Source organism: Lentisalinibacter orientalis, from assembly GCF_040706535.1.
Taxonomy (GTDB): domain Bacteria; phylum Pseudomonadota; class Gammaproteobacteria; order Steroidobacterales; family Woeseiaceae; genus Lentisalinibacter; species Lentisalinibacter orientalis.
Window position 1 is genome coordinate 587,585 of the sequence record NZ_JAPDRJ010000001.1, and the last position, 16,482, is coordinate 604,066.

Annotated in this window: 23 protein-coding genes; 11 read left to right on the top strand and 12 right to left on the bottom strand. The window is 67.7% G+C overall.

The genetic code is table 11. The features are described from left to right. Positions 1 to 5: 5 nt before the first annotated feature. Positions 6 to 530, bottom strand: coding sequence for a sigma-70 family RNA polymerase sigma factor (locus tag ACJMK0_RS02500; RefSeq protein WP_405235235.1), 525 nt, complete (start codon positions 528 to 530; stop codon positions 6 to 8). A 113-nt stretch (positions 531 to 643) separates the two neighbouring features. Here ACJMK0_RS02500 and hemB point away from each other — a divergent pair, with 113 nt between their 5' ends. Together hemB and aroE are read left to right on the top strand one after the other, a co-directional pair. Then, the gene (gene hemB, locus ACJMK0_RS02505) at positions 644 to 1,654 is read left to right on the top strand and encodes a porphobilinogen synthase (RefSeq protein WP_405235236.1); all 1,011 of its coding nucleotides are present in this window, start codon (positions 644 to 646) and stop codon (positions 1,652 to 1,654) included. Between the two features lie 54 nt (positions 1,655 to 1,708). After that, positions 1,709 to 2,539, top strand: a complete 831-nt coding sequence (gene aroE, locus ACJMK0_RS02510) for a shikimate dehydrogenase (protein WP_405235237.1) — start codon at positions 1,709 to 1,711, stop codon at positions 2,537 to 2,539. A 3-nt stretch (positions 2,540 to 2,542) separates the two neighbouring features. Here the strand turns inward: aroE and gorA are convergent, their stop codons facing one another. After that, positions 2,543 to 3,889, bottom strand: a complete 1,347-nt coding sequence (gorA, locus tag ACJMK0_RS02515) for a glutathione-disulfide reductase (protein WP_405235238.1) — start codon at positions 3,887 to 3,889, stop codon at positions 2,543 to 2,545. A 138-nt stretch (positions 3,890 to 4,027) separates the two neighbouring features. Between gorA and ACJMK0_RS02520 the strand changes: the two genes are divergently transcribed. The 3 genes from ACJMK0_RS02520 (at position 4,028) to ACJMK0_RS02530 (ending at position 8,041) form a co-directional block, all read left to right on the top strand. After that, positions 4,028 to 6,052, top strand: coding sequence for a M3 family metallopeptidase (locus tag ACJMK0_RS02520; protein ID WP_405235239.1), 2,025 nt, complete (start codon positions 4,028 to 4,030; stop codon positions 6,050 to 6,052). Beyond that, positions 6,049 to 6,816: an exodeoxyribonuclease III gene (xth, locus tag ACJMK0_RS02525; RefSeq protein WP_405235240.1), complete on the top strand. Its 768-nt coding sequence runs from the start codon at positions 6,049 to 6,051 to the stop codon at positions 6,814 to 6,816. The genes ACJMK0_RS02520 and xth overlap by 4 nt, the downstream gene beginning before the upstream one ends. A gap of 112 nt (positions 6,817 to 6,928) precedes the next feature. Further along, positions 6,929 to 8,041: a hypothetical protein gene (locus ACJMK0_RS02530; RefSeq protein ID WP_405235241.1), complete on the top strand. Its 1,113-nt coding sequence runs from the start codon at positions 6,929 to 6,931 to the stop codon at positions 8,039 to 8,041. 55 nt (positions 8,042 to 8,096) lie between these two features. Here ACJMK0_RS02530 and yaaA read toward each other — a convergent pair whose 3' ends face one another. From yaaA to ACJMK0_RS02555, 5 genes are all read right to left on the bottom strand, one after another. Next, positions 8,097 to 8,873 (bottom strand): peroxide stress protein YaaA, encoded by a 777-nt coding sequence (gene yaaA, locus ACJMK0_RS02535; protein ID WP_405235242.1) that lies wholly within the window; start codon positions 8,871 to 8,873, stop codon positions 8,097 to 8,099. Between the two features lie 170 nt (positions 8,874 to 9,043). Beyond that, positions 9,044 to 9,352, bottom strand: a complete 309-nt coding sequence (locus tag ACJMK0_RS02540; RefSeq protein WP_405237876.1) for an MliC family protein — start codon at positions 9,350 to 9,352, stop codon at positions 9,044 to 9,046. Next, entirely contained in the window at positions 9,340 to 9,603 is a 264-nt protein-coding gene (locus tag ACJMK0_RS02545) for an RNA recognition motif domain-containing protein (protein WP_405225552.1), read from the bottom strand. The genes ACJMK0_RS02540 and ACJMK0_RS02545 overlap by 13 nt, the downstream gene beginning before the upstream one ends. 204 nt (positions 9,604 to 9,807) lie before the next feature. Continuing rightward, on the bottom strand, positions 9,808 to 10,128 hold the full coding sequence (locus ACJMK0_RS02550; protein ID WP_405225549.1) for a heavy metal-binding domain-containing protein: 321 nt from the start codon (positions 10,126 to 10,128) through the stop codon (positions 9,808 to 9,810). Positions 10,129 to 10,130: 2 nt separating this feature from the next. Then, complete coding sequence (locus ACJMK0_RS02555; RefSeq protein WP_405235243.1) at positions 10,131 to 10,709, bottom strand: gamma-glutamylcyclotransferase family protein; 579 nt, start codon at positions 10,707 to 10,709, stop codon at positions 10,131 to 10,133. Positions 10,710 to 10,851: 142 nt separating this feature from the next. On the opposite strand from ACJMK0_RS02555, the gene ACJMK0_RS02560 reads away from it, so the two are divergent. The 4 genes from ACJMK0_RS02560 (at position 10,852) to ACJMK0_RS02575 (ending at position 12,886) form a co-directional block, all read left to right on the top strand. Then, positions 10,852 to 11,184 carry a hypothetical protein gene (locus tag ACJMK0_RS02560; RefSeq protein WP_405235244.1) on the top strand — a complete coding sequence of 111 codons (333 nt, stop codon included), beginning with the start codon at positions 10,852 to 10,854 and terminating at the stop codon, positions 11,182 to 11,184. 36 nt (positions 11,185 to 11,220) lie between these two features. Next, positions 11,221 to 11,901: a Crp/Fnr family transcriptional regulator gene (locus ACJMK0_RS02565; RefSeq protein WP_405235245.1), complete on the top strand. Its 681-nt coding sequence runs from the start codon at positions 11,221 to 11,223 to the stop codon at positions 11,899 to 11,901. Positions 11,902 to 12,030: 129 nt separating this feature from the next. Then, entirely contained in the window at positions 12,031 to 12,222 is a 192-nt protein-coding gene (locus tag ACJMK0_RS02570; protein ID WP_405225537.1) for a YgaP family membrane protein, read from the top strand. Positions 12,223 to 12,316: 94 nt separating this feature from the next. Next, positions 12,317 to 12,886, top strand: a complete 570-nt coding sequence (locus tag ACJMK0_RS02575) for an NnrU family protein (RefSeq protein WP_405235246.1) — start codon at positions 12,317 to 12,319, stop codon at positions 12,884 to 12,886. A 12-nt stretch (positions 12,887 to 12,898) separates the two neighbouring features. Here ACJMK0_RS02575 and ACJMK0_RS02580 read toward each other — a convergent pair whose 3' ends face one another. Genes ACJMK0_RS02580 through gph form a run of 3 tightly spaced genes read right to left on the bottom strand, consistent with a single transcriptional unit; the run spans position 12,899 to position 14,352 of the window. Beyond that, on the bottom strand, positions 12,899 to 13,192 hold the full coding sequence (locus ACJMK0_RS02580; RefSeq protein WP_405235247.1) for a hypothetical protein: 294 nt from the start codon (positions 13,190 to 13,192) through the stop codon (positions 12,899 to 12,901). 16 nt (positions 13,193 to 13,208) lie between these two features. Beyond that, the gene (locus ACJMK0_RS02585) at positions 13,209 to 13,598 is read right to left on the bottom strand and encodes an MAPEG family protein (RefSeq protein ID WP_405235248.1); all 390 of its coding nucleotides are present in this window, start codon (positions 13,596 to 13,598) and stop codon (positions 13,209 to 13,211) included. A 46-nt stretch (positions 13,599 to 13,644) separates the two neighbouring features. After that, a complete protein-coding gene (gene gph, locus ACJMK0_RS02590) occupies positions 13,645 to 14,352 on the bottom strand; it encodes a phosphoglycolate phosphatase (RefSeq protein ID WP_405235249.1) in 708 nt (235 codons plus the stop codon). Between the two features lie 121 nt (positions 14,353 to 14,473). Between gph and ACJMK0_RS02595 the strand changes: the two genes are divergently transcribed. Continuing rightward, positions 14,474 to 14,632 (top strand): hypothetical protein, encoded by a 159-nt coding sequence (locus ACJMK0_RS02595; RefSeq protein ID WP_405229866.1) that lies wholly within the window; start codon positions 14,474 to 14,476, stop codon positions 14,630 to 14,632. Positions 14,633 to 14,681: 49 nt separating this feature from the next. Here ACJMK0_RS02595 and ACJMK0_RS02600 read toward each other — a convergent pair whose 3' ends face one another. Further along, positions 14,682 to 14,981, bottom strand: coding sequence for a putative quinol monooxygenase (locus ACJMK0_RS02600; protein ID WP_405229868.1), 300 nt, complete (start codon positions 14,979 to 14,981; stop codon positions 14,682 to 14,684). 199 nt (positions 14,982 to 15,180) lie between these two features. Here ACJMK0_RS02600 and ACJMK0_RS02605 point away from each other — a divergent pair, with 199 nt between their 5' ends. Continuing rightward, positions 15,181 to 15,696, top strand: a complete 516-nt coding sequence (locus tag ACJMK0_RS02605) for a helix-turn-helix domain-containing protein (RefSeq protein WP_405235250.1) — start codon at positions 15,181 to 15,183, stop codon at positions 15,694 to 15,696. A 194-nt stretch (positions 15,697 to 15,890) separates the two neighbouring features. Here ACJMK0_RS02605 and ACJMK0_RS02610 read toward each other — a convergent pair whose 3' ends face one another. Then, positions 15,891 to 16,451: a hypothetical protein gene (locus ACJMK0_RS02610; protein ID WP_405235251.1), complete on the bottom strand. Its 561-nt coding sequence runs from the start codon at positions 16,449 to 16,451 to the stop codon at positions 15,891 to 15,893. Positions 16,452 to 16,482: the final 31 nt, after the last annotated feature.

Consider the following 16,482-nt stretch of genomic DNA (forward strand, 5'->3'; position numbering starts at 1 on the left):
GGTCTTTACTCGTCGGAATCCGGCCCATCGGCCGCGAATCTCTCCTTGAGCTGGTTGCGTGCCCGGTGCAGCCGGGTGAGCACGGTGGCCTGCTTCAGCTCCATCACCTCGGCGATCTCGCCGGTCGTGTAGCCCATCAGTACCTGCAGCACCAGCGGCTCCCGGTACTCATCGGGGAGTTCCAGCAGCTGTGCCCGCAGATCCTCCACATCGGTATCGTGCGAGTCCGCGAGCATGCCTTCTTCCCTGCCCCCGAGATCGTCCACGTCCACCGTCTCCAGCCGTTTCCTCTCGAACTGCCGCGCGTTTTCGCGCCTCACTATGGTCAGCAGCCACTGCTTTGCCGCACCGTCGTCGCGCAGGCTGTCCAGGTTGCGCCAGGCTCTCACCATCGCCTCCTGCACCACGTCCTCCGCCAGTGCCCCGTCCCGGCTGAGCCAGAACGCGTAGCGGAACATGTCCCGGCGGAGTTCGCCCACCAGCCGCTCGAAGCGGTGGCGGCGCCGGCTGTCTTCTGATGTTCCCGTCATGGATAGAGACCTGCGGTCCTCGGCATTTATTTCACCGCTCCCCGCGCCGTCCTTGGACACGAAAACCGAATCGGGGGAGAATCCGTTTTTTCCCGAGTGACCCGAGAGTAAATATGAGCAGCCGCCCGGACACAAGGTTCCCCGCCACCCGACTCCGCCGCACCCGCCGCACCGGCTGGGTGCGCTCGCTGGTGGCCGAGAACCGGCTCGCGCCGAGCGACTTCATCTATCCGGTGTTCGTACTCGAGGGCGAGGGCCGCCGCGAGACCGTGCCCTCCATGCCGGGCATCGAGCGTCGCTCCGTCGACCTGCTGCTGGAGCACCTCTCCGTGGTGCACGCGCTGGGCATCCCGATGGTGGCGCTGTTCCCCATCATCGACCCGGCGGCCAAGACACCGGACGGCGCGGTCTGCGCCGACCCGGACGGCCTCGCCCAGCAGGCGGTGCGGGCCATCAAGGCGCGCTACCCGGACCTCGGCGTCATGACCGACGTGGCTCTGGACCCCTACACCACCCACGGCCAGGACGGCATCATCGACGACACCGGCTACGTGCTGAACGACGAGACCGTCGACATGCTGGTGCGCCAGGCCGTCTCCCACGCCGAGGCCGGCGCGGACGTCGTGGCGCCGTCGGACATGATGGACGGACGCATCGGCGCCATCCGTACGGCGCTGGAGGAAGGCGGCCACGTGCACACCATGATCCTCGCCTACGCGGCCAAGTACGCGTCAAGCTTCTACGGACCGTTCCGCGACGCCGTCCGCTCGGCGGGCAACCTCGGCGGCGGCGGCAAACACAGCTACCAGATGGACCCGGCCAACAGCGACGAGGCCCTGCGCGAGGTGGGCATGGACATCGCCGAGGGCGCCGACATGGTGATGGTCAAGCCGGGGCTGCCGTATCTCGACATCATCCGCCGGGTACACGACGAATACGGCGTTCCCACCATGGCCTATCAGGTGAGCGGCGAGTACGCCATGCTGAAGGCGGCAGCCGCCAACGGCTGGCTGGACGAGCGCGAGACGGTCATGGAAGCCCTGCTGTCGATAAAGCGGGCCGGCGCCAGCGCCATCCTCACCTATTTCGCGCCGGACGCGGCGCGCTGGCTGGCCGACGGCTGAGCAGGCGATCGATGATCCAATAATCCGCGAAAAAAGCGGGGGGAGAACAGGGACGTGAGCGAGCAGAACAGGCCGGACCGTTACGGCGTGGTGGGTTATCCCGTCAGCCACAGCCGGTCGCCGATCATCCATCGGGTCTTCGCGCAGCAGACCGGCCAGCACCTCACCTACGAGTTGCTGGAAGTCCCACCGGCCGAGCTGGAGAGTGCCATCCGGACCTTCCAGCGCCAGGGCGGGCGCGGGCTGAACATCACCGTGCCCCACAAGAGCGAGGCGGTCAGGCTGGCGGACGAGTTGTCCGATGCGGCCCGCATGGCCGGCGCCGTCAACACCCTGAGCATCAGCAGTGACGCCATCCGCGGCGACAACACCGACGGCGTCGGCCTGGTGCGCGACCTGCGCAAGAACCACCGGGTGGCCATCGAGGGCGCGCGCATACTGATCCTGGGTGCCGGGGGCGCGACCCGCGGCATCATGGCGCCGCTGCTGGAGGAAGAGCCCACCACCATCACCCTGGCCAACCGGACGGTGTCCAAGGCGCAGGCCCTGGCGAACCATTTCGGCAGCATGGGAGCCGTCCAGGCCTGCCGCTTCGACGACATCGTGGAGGACGTCGACTACGACCTGGTGATCAATGCCACCTCGGCCGGACTGCGCGGCGAGACGCTGCCGTTCCCGGCCGGCATCGTCACGGCGGAGACGGTCTGCTACGACCTCTCCTACGGCACCGGCGACACCCCTTTCACACGCTGGGCGCGGTCCCGGGGCGCCCGGCGCGCCATCGTCGGCTGGGGCATGCTGGTGGAGCAGGCTGCCGAGTCGTTCTACATCTGGCGCGGCGTCCGGCCGGACACGCGCAGCGTGCTGAAGCGTCTGCCGCGCTGAGACTCAGCGCATGGTGACCAGCTCTTCCGCGCTGGTCGGGTGGATGGCGACGGTATCGTCGAAGTCCTTCTTCTTCGCCCCCATGCGGATGGCCACCGCGAAGCCCTGCAGCATCTCGTCGGCGCCGTCGCCGAAGATGTGGCAGCCCACGATGCGCTCGTCGTCGCCCACCGTCACCAGCTTCATGGAACTCGGCCGCTTGAACTCGCTGAGCGCGTACAGCATGGGATTGAACCGGCTGGTGAAACAGCCGACCTCGTCGCCGTAGCGCTCCAGCGCCTCGTGCTCGGTCAGCCCGACCGTGCCCATGGGCGGATGGCTGAACACCACCGTGGGAATGTTCGAGTAATCCAGGTGCCGGTCGGTCATGCCGCCGAACACCCGGTCGGCCAGCCGGCGGCCGGCGGCGATGGCCACCGGCGTCAGCGCCGCGGCGCCGGTGACGTCGCCGATGGCGTAGATGTTCGGCACGTTGGTGACCTGGTAGTCGTCCACCGGAATGAAGCCGCGTGCATCCGTCTCCACTCCCGCTGCCGACGGTTCCAGTCCGTCCGTCGCCGGCGCCCGGCCCACGGCCCAGATCAGGCAGTCGTAGCCGTCGAAGTGACGGCCGTCCTCGCTCAGCAGGCGCAGGCCGTCGTCGGTCTGCTCGAGACCCTTCGGGATGAAGTGGCGCTCGATGATGATGCCGTCAGCGTCCATCGCCTGCATGACCTCGCTGCGCAGCATCTCGTCGAAGCTCCTGAGCACGCCGTCGTAGCGCACGAACTGGGTCACGTCGGCGCCGAGGGAGTTCAGCATGCCGGCGAGTTCCACGCCGATGTAGCCGCTGCCGACGACGGCGACCCGCTCCGGCTTCTCCGCGAGCTCGAAGAAACCGTCGGAGGTGATGCCCAGCTCCGCGCCGGGGAGATCGGGCACGATCGGGTAGCCGCCCGTGGCAATCGTGATGTGATCGGCGGTGAAACGCTCGCCGTCCACCTCCACGGTGTGCTCGTCCACGAACTTCGCGCGGCCGGCGATATGGGTCACGTGGCGCTTGTCGAGGTTGCCCGCGTAGATCTTGTTCAGCCTGGCCACGTAGGCGTCGCGGGCGGCTTTCAGCCCGGGCCAGTCGTGGCCGTTCACGGCGACGTCGAACCCGTAGTCCTTCGCCTGTTCCACGTGATGGGACATGGCCGCCGCATACCACATGACCTTCTTCGGCACGCAGCCCACGTTGACGCAGGTGCCGCCCAGGCGACCGCTCTCGACCACCGCCGCCCGTGCGCCGTATTCCGCAGCGCGCTGCGCGTGGGCCAGTCCGCCGCTGCCGCCGCCTATCGCGATCAGATCGAAGTGGTGTGCCACCGTCAGTCTCCGGTTGTCGTCGTCCGTTCCGTGCTCATTTCCCCGCGCGAAAGCCCGCTATCGGCGCGACTCCCGACGGGACGCGCATGCTAACATGCGGGCCGGTCAGGGAAATGCAAGACCGAGGTCGGGTTTGCCATGTCTAATCCGTTGCTGGAAAACACGGAACTTCCGCCGTTCCCCGAGCTCGCGCCGTCGCAGGTGCTGCCGGCCGTCAGGAAGACGCTGGAGGAGAACCGGCGGCGCCTGCAGGAGCTGCTGGCCGACGAATCGCCCACGCCCGAGTCGCTGGTGGTGCCGCTGGAAGAGATGAGCCACCGGCTGTCGCGCCTGTGGTCGCCGGTGAGCCACCTGCACATGGTGACCGCCGATGCCGACTGGCGGGAGGCCTACGGCGAGGCGCTGCCGCTGCTGACCGAGTACGCCACGGAGCTGGCCCAGAACGAGACCCTGCACCGGCGCTTCCGGGAGCTGGCGGAGCGCCTGCCGGCGGACGCGGATCCCGGCCTCGACAAGCTGCTGGAACACGCGCTGCGCGACTTCCGGCTCGCCGGCGTCGGCCTCCCCGAGGACGACAAGCGGCGCTTCCGCGAGATCCGCCAGGCCATGGCGAAGGCGGCGACGCGCTTCGAGCAGAACCTGCAGGACTCCACCGACGCCTGGAGCCTGCACGTGGAGGACGAGGGGCGGCTGGCCGGCCTGCCCGCCGGCGCCCGTCAGCGCGCCCGCGCGGCGGCGGAGGCAGCCGGACTCGACGGCTGGAAGTTCAGCCTGGATCAGCCCACCTATCAGGCGGTGCTGACCCACGCCGACGACGAGGATCTGCGCCGCACCTATTACGAGGCCTGGGTCACGCGGGCCTCCGATACCGGCCCTCACGATCCGGCCCACGACAACGCGCCGCTCATCGAGGAGATCCTGGCCCTGCGCCACGAGGCCGCCGCCCTCACCGGCTTCGACAACTACGCCGAGTACTCGCTGGCCAGCAAGATGGCGCCGGGCGTGGACGCGGTGCTGGAGTTCCTCTCCGAGCTGGCCGAACGCAGCCTGCCGGCGGCGAAAGACGAGGTGGCCGCGGTGGAGGACTTCGCGGGCCGCACGATCCGGCCCTGGGACCTCGCCTACTACTCCGAGAAGCTCAAACAGGAGCGCCACGCCATCTCCGACGAAGAGCTCCGTCGCTATCTGCCGGCGCCGAGGGTCATCGAAGGGCTGTTCCGCCTGGCCGGGGAGCTCTACGGGCTGGACATCGGCGTACGCGAGGGCGTCCCCGTCTGGCACGACAGCGTGCACTACTACGAGGTGCGCGACGCCGACGGCACGGCCGTGGGCGGCTTCTACGCCGACCTCTACGCCCGGGCGGGCAAGCGCGGCGGCGCCTGGATAGACGAGTGCGTCGTGCGCAAGGGCATCGGGGGCGAGAAGGCCGCGCCGGTGGGCTACCTGGTGTGCAACTTCACGCCGCCCCACGGCGACGAGCCCTCGCTGCTGACCCACAGCGACGTGGTCACCCTCTTCCACGAGTTCGGCCACATGCTGCACCACCTGCTCACCCGGGTGGACTACCCCAGCATCGCCGGCATCAACGGCGTGCCCTGGGACGCGGTGGAGCTGCCGAGCCAGTTCATGGAGAACTTCGCCTGGCACTACGAGGTGCTGGCGCACGCCTCCGGACACGTCGACACCGGCGAGCCGCTGCCAGCGGAGATGTTCGAGCGCCTGCGCGGCAGCCGCAACTTCAATGCCGGGCTGCAGATGCTGCGCCAGCTCGAGTTCGCCCTGTTCGATTTCCGCCTGCACGCCGAGTACGACCCCGGGCATGGCTCCCGCGCGGCCGGGATCCTGGAGGAAGTCCGCGAGCGGGTGACGCTGGTGCGGCCGCCGGACTGGAACCGTTTCGCGAACGGGTTCGCGCACATCTTCGCCGGCGGCTACGCCGCGGGCTACTACAGCTACAAGTGGGCGGAGGTGCTGGCGGCGGACGCCTTCAGCGCCTTCGAGGAGGCGGGCATCTTCGACCGTGGCACGGCGCAGAGCTTTCGCGCCAGCATCCTGGAGGTGGGCGGCAGCCGCGACATCATGGATGCCTTCGTCGAGTTCCGCGGCAGGGGCCCGAGCCTCGAGGCACTGCTCGCGAGCAGCGGGATCAGCCGGGCAGCGTGAAGGTCGCCACCTGGAATGTGAACTCCCTGAAGGTGCGCCTGCCTCAGGTGCTCGCCTGGGTGGCGGAGGCGAAGCCCGACGTGCTGGCGCTGCAGGAGATCAAGCAGCCGGACGAAGACTTTCCGGCCGAGGCGCTGCAGGCGGCCGGCTACCACGGCATCTCCAACGGCCAGCGCACCTATAACGGGGTGGCCCTGCTCTCGCGCAAGCCGCCGTCCGATCCGGTCCGCGCGTTGCCCGGCTCCGAGGACCCGCAACGGCGGGTGCTGGCAGCGACGATCGGCGGCGTGCGCATCGTCAACCTCTACGTACCCAACGGGCAGGCGGTGGACTCGGACAAGTACCAGTACAAGCTGGAGTGGCTCGAGCGCCTGCGGGACTATCTCGCCGACGAGCTGAAGGCCCACGAGCGGCTGGTCGTGCTCGGCGACTTCAACATCGCCCCGGAGGACCGGGACGTGCACGACCCGGAGCTCTGGCGCGGGCGGGTGCTGTTCAGCGAGCCCGAGCACGCCGCGCTCGCGCGCCTCACCGAACTCGGCCTGGTGGATCTGTTCCGCCAGTTCGACCAGCCGGAGGACGCTTTCAGCTGGTGGGACTACCGGGCGGCGGCGTTCCGTCGCAACCGGGGGCTGCGCATCGACCTCATACTCGGCAGTCACACCATGGCCGAGCGCTGCGTCGCCAGCGCCGTGGACCCGGAGCCGCGCGGCTGGGAGCGGCCCTCGGATCATGCCCCCGTCTGGGCGGAGTTCGAGGAATGAGGGCGCACACGATCTGCCGTCTTAGGTCAAACCGACCGCTTGCGGCCGGGGGCGGCGTGTATGCTGCACTCACAAGACACGATGGTCCGCTTCCGCGGACGGGGGGAGACTCGTGAATCCGGATGCCGGGACTCACGGTCGGACTCTGCAGGCGGGCCGCAGCGCGGGGGGCGCCGACGGCGCCGAGAAGTACAAGAAGATGCTGCAGGACCGGCGCAACGACTTCGACGTCACCAATACGGTGCAGGTGAGCAACCCCGCCGCCGTGCGCGACGCCGTGCGGGAACTGCTCGAGCAGACCTACCCGGACGCCGGCTTCGACAAGATCTGGCTGGCGTTCTACGACTTCGAGCGACTGTTCACCGGCCGCATGCCCGGGTACCTCGGCTGCGACACCAGCTATCACGACATCCAGCACACCCTGGACATGACCCTGGCGATGGCGCGCCTCGTCGCGGGCTACGAAGCGGCGCGCAACGTCGGCGAGGGCCTCGGCCCCGAGCGGGCGTTACTCGGCATCATCACGTCCCTGTTCCACGACGCCGGCTACATCCGCCACGAACTGCGCGACCGGGAATACCGCAACGGCGCCGAGTTCACGCTCTACCACGTCAGCCGTAGCGCCGACTTCCTGCGCCGCTATCTGCCCGGCATCGGGCTCGACCACCTGGCGCCGGCCGCGAGCAAGCTGGTGCACTTCACCGGCTACGAGATCGCGCCGGATGCGATCGAGATGGAGGATCCGAAGGACACCCTGCTCGGTCACCTCCTCGGCACCGCCGACCTGGTCGCCCAGATGGCCGACCGCTGCTACCTGGAGAAATGCCGCGACCGCCTGTACAGCGAGTTCGTCGTCGGCGGCGTGGCCATCGAGAACGCACGGCCCGGCGAGTTCATGGTGCGCTACGAGTCCGGCGAAGACCTGCTGCGGCAGACGCCGGGGTTCTTCGAGTATGCGGCGCTGCCCCGGCTGGAGAACACCTTCGGCAGCGTGTACCGCTATCTCGAGGCGCTGTTCGAAGGCCAGAACCCCTACATGCTCGCCATCGAGGCGAACTTCACCTTCCTCGGACACATCCTGGAGTCTGGCCACTGGCAGCTGCTGCGGCGCAAGCCGCCCGCCTTCGTCGGCGAGCAGTCCAGCCTGCGCACCATGCGCGAGATGGTGGAGGAGACCGGGACGCGTCTCGCCCGCATACGGCTGGACAACACGGCCACCGGCTGACGCAGCGGCGTCACTCCCGCCGGGCACCATGGCCGGGCGGCGGCGCGGGGGTGGGTCAGTTCTTCGCGCGCAGGAACACCGGCCGGTCCGGCTCGGACTCCGCTTCGCTGTAGCGGTAGCCTTCCTCCGCGAAGTCCTTCAGGCCCTTCAGCGTGTCGACCCGCTCGCGGATGATCCAGGCGGCCATCATGCCCCGCGCCCGCTTGGCGAAGAAACTCAGCACCCGGTAGTCGCCGCTCTTGGCGCGGTCCTTGAACACCGGCGTCACGATGCGCCCGTCCAGCAGTTCCTCGTTCACCGCGCCGAAGTACTCGTTGGAGGCCAGATTCACCAGCGCCTTCGGCTTCTGCCCGGCCAGCTCCTCGTTCAGCGCGCGGGTGATGCGGTCGCTCCAGAAGGCGTAGAGGTCCTTGCCCGCCTCGTTGGCGAGCGAGGTACCCATCTCCAGCCGGTAGGGCTGCATGAGGTCGAGCGGGCGCAGCACGCCGTACAGCCCGGACAGGATGCGCAGATGATCCTGGGCGTAGTTCAGGTCGCGGGCCTCGAAGCGCTCCGCCTGCAGGCCCTGGTACACGTCGCCCTTGAACGCGAGCAGCGCGGGGTGCGCGTTCTTCGCATCGGCCCGGTCGGAGAAATCCCGGTAGCGCTGCACGTTGAGTTTCGTGAGCTTCGGCGACAGGCTCATCAGCGAGGCGATCTCCTTCTCGGACTTGCCGCGCAGAATCTCCACCAGCTTGCGCGCCTCGCTCTGGAAGCGGGGCTTCGTGTGCTTGTCCGTCGCCAGCGGCGATTCGAAATCCAGGGTCTTGGCGGGAGAGAGGACGATGATCATGTCGGTCTACCGGTGTTGGTCGGGTGGTGGCGGCCGCCGTCGGACGCCGGGCGAGCGCTCATCCTAGTGAAACCGCGCCCTTTGTAAAGACGCTGCACAGGTGCTGTCGCAGCCCCTTGCCGCCTGCCGCTACTCAGTGCGGCCCGTCGCTGCCCGTTGCGCGCTGCCGATCAGCGCCGCCGGCAGCCCCAGGCCACCACCTGGTCGCCGACGGTGACGGATGCCTCGCCGTCGCGTATCCAGAGCAGGACGTCGCCGTCGCGCCAGCGGCGGCCGTCGTCTGTCTCCACCGATGCCAGGGTGTAGCGGCGGCCGTCGAACTCCACACCCGCCAAATCATCGCCGATCTCCACGCGCAGGAGCCCGCCCCGCTCGCAGTCATAGCTCCGGGTATCGACGGGTGCGCCGGCGCAGCCGGTGCCGGCGAGCGCAAGAGCCGCCAGGCAGGCGGCAGGCAGGCTCGCGCTCAGCCGCGGAATGGGCGGTCCTGGCGCGGCCGGGCCTCGCTGACCCGCGCCGGCCGGCCATTCAGGTCCTGGCCGTTCATCACCCGGATCGCTTCCTCGGCTTCTTTCGCATCGTCCATCTCGACGAAGCCGAAACCCTTGGAGCGACCCGTCTCGCGGTCCATGATGACCTTGGCTGACTTCACGTCGCCGAAGGCGGCGAAGGCCTCCCGCAGTTCGTCATCCGTAATGCTGTAAGGGAGGTTACCCACGTAGATGTTCATCACACCGTCCACACACCGCCGTTCTCAACACGCTGACATCAGCCGGATCAACGGCGTGGGACCTCGGCCGGATGACCCCGGGCGTACCGGGCACGGGCCGGCTGTCAGTGATGATCCGCCCCGCCGCGGTCAATAGTATCCGGCGCCGGGGGACGACTCAAACCCGCGAAAACGCCTGTTACGGTGCGGTAACGGCCGCTGGCGTCAGGCGATGCGCACCGCCGTGCCGCTGACGCTCACCATCAGCATGCCGTTGGATTCGCCGAGCACCTCGTAGTCGATGTCCACGCCGATGACGGCGTTGGCACCTTTCTCCCGTGCGGCGGCCTCGAGCTCTTCGAAGGCCACTTCGCGGGCCTTGCGCAACTCCTTCTCGTAGGAGGCGGAGCGGCCGCCGACAATGTCGCGCAGCCCGGCGAACAGGTCGCGGAACAGGTTGGCGCCGAGGATCGCCTCGCCGGTCACGACGCCCAGATAGTCGCGGATCTTCTGCCCCTCCAGCGTGGGGGTGGTGGTCACGATCATGGTCACTCCTTGTCGGTGGCGGGATGGTCGGTCGCGGGGCAGTCGGTCGCAGGGTCGCCGGCAGCCTCGGCCATGGCCCTGCGCATGGCGGCCAGGATGTCCTCGTGCTCGCGCTGCCGGGCGTCGTCCGGATCCTCGACGACGGGCACCGCCGCGATGCCCTCGACATAGGCCTGCGGGAAGCCGTGGAAGCGGGCGCCGTGCAGCACCAGGTCCCGGTACCAGCGGAACGGCACCAGCGAGCCGTCCTGGAACTCGGTGTCGGCCTTGTAGGTGTGCACCTCGCCGAGGCCGGGCAGCGACAGCACGTGGGCATGATAGCCCCGGTTCAGCCCCTCGATGCGGTCCAGGGCGGGTTTCTCCTCGAGAGACAGCTCGAAGATGGCCGCATGGACGAGGTCCCTGCCGTCGTCCGTCGCGGCAATCGTGGCCTTGGCCGAACCGTCGAAGCCCCGCTTGTCGAAGCTCAGCCGCCAGCCGGTCAGCTCCCGGGTGGTCAGCAGCACCGCCGAGGGCGTCCGTCGCCGCAGGCGCTCGGGATGCAGATTCGAGCCGTAGGCGAGATATCGGATGGTAGCCATGGCCGTCGATTCTCTCCGGCGCCCTTCGGCCCATCAAGTCGGCCAGCCGGGCAAGGTGCAGGCAAGCGCTTGCGCGGCCGGGCTGCAGTCAGTACACTCGTTATTGAGAATAATTCTCATTTACATGCCGGGAGAGGACGACATGATGACAGACACCGCTGACCGACCCGCTCCCCGGGACCTCCGGGGCACTGCGCCGACCGCCGAGGCTGGCCGGGAGGCCCGTTACCGTCTCAGCATCGCCCGCGTGCCCGGCGGTGCTGCCGCCCTCGAGGTCCACGACAACGAGCGCGGCTGCCCGCTGCTGGGCTGGCAGGGCGACGTGGCGCGGCAGATGCTTGATTCCGGCATCCTGCCGGCGGACTATTGCCGCGGGGGCTGCCACGGCTGCGACAAGTCGCTGGTGCAGCGGTTGATCATGGCCGGCGCCGCGGCGGAGATGCGCATCCGGGCAGTCGAAGACGCCACACACTGACTCGCATGACGCCGGCCGGCCCGGCGGCGGGGTTCCATGCAAGCGACCGTTGCCGAGGCATTACAGCGGATACCGGGTCTGGCCGGGCTCGGAGACCGTGACGCACAGACGCTGTTCGGTGCCGCCGCCGTTCTGCGCCTCGATGCGGGCGATACCGTGTTCCATGCCGGCGCCGAGTGCCGGCATTTCCTCATCATCACGCAGGGCTCGGTCCGGGTCACGCTGAACGCGCTGTCCGGCCGATCCGTCACCCTGTATCGCCTGGAGCCCGGCGACACCTGCGTGCTCACCACCTCCTGCCTGATGAGCAGCCGCCGTTACCCCGCCGAGGCGCACACCGAGACGCCGGTGACGGCACTGGCTATGGCGCGTTCGACCTTCGACCGGGGCCTCGAGGAATCGGCGCCATTCCGCCGTTTCGTGCTGGACAGCTTCTCGCGGCGCCTCGCCGGCGTGATCGAGCGCATGGAGGCCGTCGCGCTGACGCCCGTCGAGGCGCGGCTGGCCGCCCTCCTGCTGGCCCTGGATCCCGGCGACGGCCAGGTGAGCATCACCCACCAGCGCCTTGCGGAGGAACTCGGCACGGCCCGTGAGGTGATCTCCCGCCACCTGAAACGCCTCGAAGGTGCGGCGCTCCTCACCCTCGGCCGCGGCGTGGTCACGCTCTCCGATCAAGCCGGGCTCCGTGCCATAGCGAACGAGCAGCCCCGCGGCTGATCCCGGCGCCGCTCCAGTCGCCGTCCTCTGCCGCCCCTCTGCCGCCCTCTGTGACGAAGTCACTGAGCGCGACGCCCGCGCGGAGCACACTGTGCCCGTGACATCGCAAACCCCTCAAGGAGGCTCGTCATGGCATTCCGTAACGAAGGCACCGTCGACCGGGGCGTCCGCGTGACGGCGGGGCTGGTACTGCTCAGCCTGGTATTCATCGGACCGCAGACCCCGTGGGGCTGGATCGGGCTCGTCCCGCTGGCCACCGGCCTCATCGGCTGGTGCCCGGCCTACTCCCTGTTCGGCATCCGGACCTGCAAGACCGAGTAGTACCGGGATTCGGCGGCGGTAATTTAGCCGCGGCGCGCCATAGCCGGTAGACTAGCGCCCTGTCATACAACGCACAGAACAGGGGAATCCGGCTATGGCGCTATTGATTCTGGGGCTCGTACTCTTCCTCGGCATCCACTCCTCCTCCATCGTGGCGGAAGGATTCCGCGACCGGATGGCGGCGAAGAGCGAACTGGGGTGGAAGGCGTTCTACGGCATCGTCTCCATCGTCGGCATCGTGCTCATCGTCAAGGGCTACGCCGACGCGCGCATGAACCCCACGCTGCTGTACGTGCCGCCGGTGTGGATGAAGCATCTTGCGGCGTTACTGCTGTTGCCCGTCTTCATCCTGTTCTTCGCGCCCTACTTGCCGGGCAAGATCAAGGCCGCCACCAAACACCCGCAGCTGGTGGCCGTGAAGCTGTGGGCCGTGGCCCATCTGCTGGTGAACGGCACGCTGGCGGACGTCATCCTGTTCGGCAGCTTCCTGATCTGGGCGGTCGTGGACCGCATCTCCTTCAAGCGGCGTGTCGAACGCCCGGTGCCCGCGGCTCCGGCGAAGGGCCTCAACGACGTGCTGGTCGTGGCCGCCGGCCTCGGCGTCTACGTGATCTTCGTGCTCTGGCTGCACGAGGCCTGGTTCGGGGTGGCGCCTTTCGGCTGAGAAAGGCCGCCGTCAGTCGTCGCTCAGCTCGATGCGGATGCCGCCCAGCCAGCCTGCCACGGTGTTGAAGATCAGGCAGATGAGCAGTGTCATCAGATAGATGACGATGAGGTAGGCGACGGGCATCAGCAGCAGCAGCCAGACGGAGGCCGTGGCGAACGGCCCGTCCGACGCACCCAGCTGGATGTCGGTGAAAGTCATCACCAGCAGGCCGAGCAGCACATAGACGAACATGAAGACCGCGGCGGTGGCGGACGAGATCTTCGCTGCCGACCAGGGATCGATTCTTCGCAGCGTACGGTTCATGGCTGGAACCTCATGGCTAGAACAACGCGGCCAGCAGCATCACCAGCGTGGCGACGAAGCCGACCGTCCAGATGAGCGAGCGGATCAGGAAGACGCCGGACGCATAGGCTGGCACGTAGGCGACGCGGGCCACGAGATACGTCCAGGCGGCCGCCTCTGTGGCCGGCGTGGACGCCTCGCCGAGCACCACCACCACGACCGCGATGGTGAACAGGATCAGGCCCTCGAAATGGTTGTCGAGCGCGCGTTTCAGACGCCCGGCCACGCCCCAGGGCTGTTTCTGCTCGTCCCGGCTGCCGCCCGTGTAGCTGGGCCCGAGTTGTTTGTTGACCGGGACGGCCATCAACACGAACTGCACGAATTGCAGCAGAGCCGCGTAGCCGAGGACCTTCAGTTCGACCGGCATCGGGTTCTCCTTTTTCTTGTCTACGAGGCCATCCTACGCCCCGGCCTCACCGATGGGAACGGCCGCCGGCGGCAACGAGCCAGCGTGCGATAGCGGGAATCTCCTCCAGCGCGTCGACGGAGGCGGCAAGACCGGCGGGGGCCGCTGCGCCGCCGGGCACCTGGCCATAGCCGTAACGGGCGAAGATCACGGGGACCCCGGCCGCCCGGCCGGCAGCCACGTCGTTGACCGAGTCGCCCACCATCAACGCCCGTGCCGGGGCGACCTCCAGGGCCTCCAGGCAGGCGCGTACCGGGGCCGGATCCGGCTTCAGGGGCAGGGATTCATCACCGCCGACGACGGTGTCGACGTCACCGCTCAGTTCCAGTGCCTCGAGGATGTCGCGGGCGATCGCGGTCGGCTTGTTGGTGCAGACGGCATGGCGCCAGCCCTCGGCCGACAGGGCCGCCAGCACCGCTGCCGCACCGGGCATCGGCCGCGTCTCCCGGGTGGCGCACCGACCGTAGACGGCCAGGAATTCACGCCGCAGCGGCGGCACCTCGACCCCCGCGAGCGGCCGGCCCGCCGCGGCGAAGCCCCGGCGTACGAGTTCGCCGACCCCGTCGCCGATCATCCCCCGTACGGCGTCTGCGGTCCGGGGCGCCAGGCCGTGCTGCCGGAGCACGCTGTTCAGCGCGGCCGCCAGATCGCCGACGCTGTCGACGAGGGTGCCGTCCAGGTCCCAGATGATGGCCCGGGAATGAATCCGACTCACTGCAGTAAGATAACTGATTGTTTCAAAATGATTAATTAATCATCATTGGGCTGGACGCGGGCAATTCAAGTGAGGATAATACCTTAGATGGTGCAGTGCAGCATCGAGGTACTATAAGGTCATGGATTACACGGATGTCTATTTCACACTCGACGGGATCGCGCTCGCAGGATTGCTGGTCGCGATAGCAGTCGCCTGCTACCTCGCACACCGGCGCTATAGGCGCGATGCGCGCCGCGCGGAAGAGCCGCGCAAGCGCATACGCCACCGCAGAGTCTGATCGCGGGTTTTGATACGTCCGATGAGCCGCGGAGGCTCATTCGGGAGTGTCAGACATCCCTCGGCTCGAGCTTCCTGACGCGGAAGCTCTGCGCACCGCCCTCGAGCAGCATATCGAGCAGGTCGGCCAGACCTGTCTCCATCCGCCACTTCAGGTATCGGTCGTAGTGCTCGAACGACTGCCACTCCTCGATCAGCACGAAGGTGGCGGCAGCCTCCTCGAAATACGTATCGATGCGGATGCAGCCGTCGAAGGCCCGCGTGTCGACCAACGCCTCCTTCAACGTCGCTTCGACTTCCGGGACCTTGTCCCGTTGCGCGGGAAACTCGGCGATTACGATCTTCGGCATGGCGCGTCCTCTTGATACGGAGAGCCGATTTTACGCGCAACGGACCAGGGAACGCCGGAATCCGCAGAGCTCGACGTCTCCCAGCCTGGTGCCAGGCGGGCGTGGTGAGCATCAGGGCGGCGACAGTGACGATGGCGGCAGACATCAGATTGGTAAGCATTGTCGTACTCCTTCCACTACGGCGAGATCATCGGCCAGAGTGACGCGCGCCAAGGATCACTTCGAGAGCGAGTTCTTCGGTCACGTCAAAGGCTCGTTCACCGGCGCGCATCGCGAGCGCGTGGACGATATCGCGCCGCTGGCCACCCACTTCCTGAAGGTGATCGGCGACGAACTCGGACGCCACGATCTGAAGCTCACGCGGGAACAACTCGGGCTGTTGGAGCGCCACGACTGGCCGGGCAACATCCGGGAGCTGAAGAACGTCATCGAGCGGGCGGCGATCTCGTCGAAGGGGTCACGGGTGCGGATGGACCTGGCGCTGCCGGATACGGCGAAGCTGCCGCCGGCGTCGGTGGCGGACTCGAACGACCCCGACTTCGTCACGGAAACCGAGTTCCGCCTGATGGAGAAGGCCAATATCACCGCCGCACTGCGCGCTGCGGACTGGCGCGTGTGGGGCGAGGACGGCGCGGCCGACCTGCTGGGGCTCAATCCGTCGACGCTGAAGTACCGGATGAAGCAGCTGGGGATCGAGAAGCCGGGGGCGGCTTAGCACCGGCGCATCCGCAGAGCCTTTCGGATCACCGGTGTCCGTCATCGGGGCCGCAGGATGGCGACTCCGGGGACGGGTCCGGATGCGGATACAAGAACGCCCCGCACAAGCGGGGCGTCCGTTGTTCAGCCAGGTTGCAGTTCAGGACCTTTGTGCCCTTCGCAGCAGCGCCGGACAATCCGGTCCCGACTGACTCACGGCTGATAGGGCAACGACGAATCCTGCAGGAAGATCAGCACCCGACCATCGGGGGTCTTCACGTAGCCCTTCGTGTACTCGACCTTGGTCTCCGACTTGTCCGGACCCGTGAAGTAGTAGTGCCCCATTGCGATCGCAATGTTGCCCTGCATCTTGACCGTGTGATTGTCGAAGCGGACGTTCGACCACGGCCGCAGCGCGAAGCCTTTGTCTTCTTCATACCCGGCGTTGCCAGAGACGAAGTAGCTCAGCGTGCCTTCCAGATCAGGACGGAAGGGCTGCTCGGAGGCAAGTGTCGGCTTGAACTGAATCGGACCGAGATCAAACGCGTAGGCTGTACGCGCCGCTTCTTCGGCTACAGCAGGCGCTCGATCTCCGGCCTTGCCGATGGCGACTACCGCGTTACCCCACGCCTTCTGAGCTTTCTCTACGTCGCTCTGCGTAATGTCCGGGCCAGACGGCAGAAAACTCACATGGTCGGCGAACTCACCCGCGTGGATCGCGGGTGCTGAAAAAAGCATCGCGGAGGCGAGAATCGTGGGAGCAATTTTTAGCATCGTGGGCAATCCTTTAATCAAGTGAGCGCGC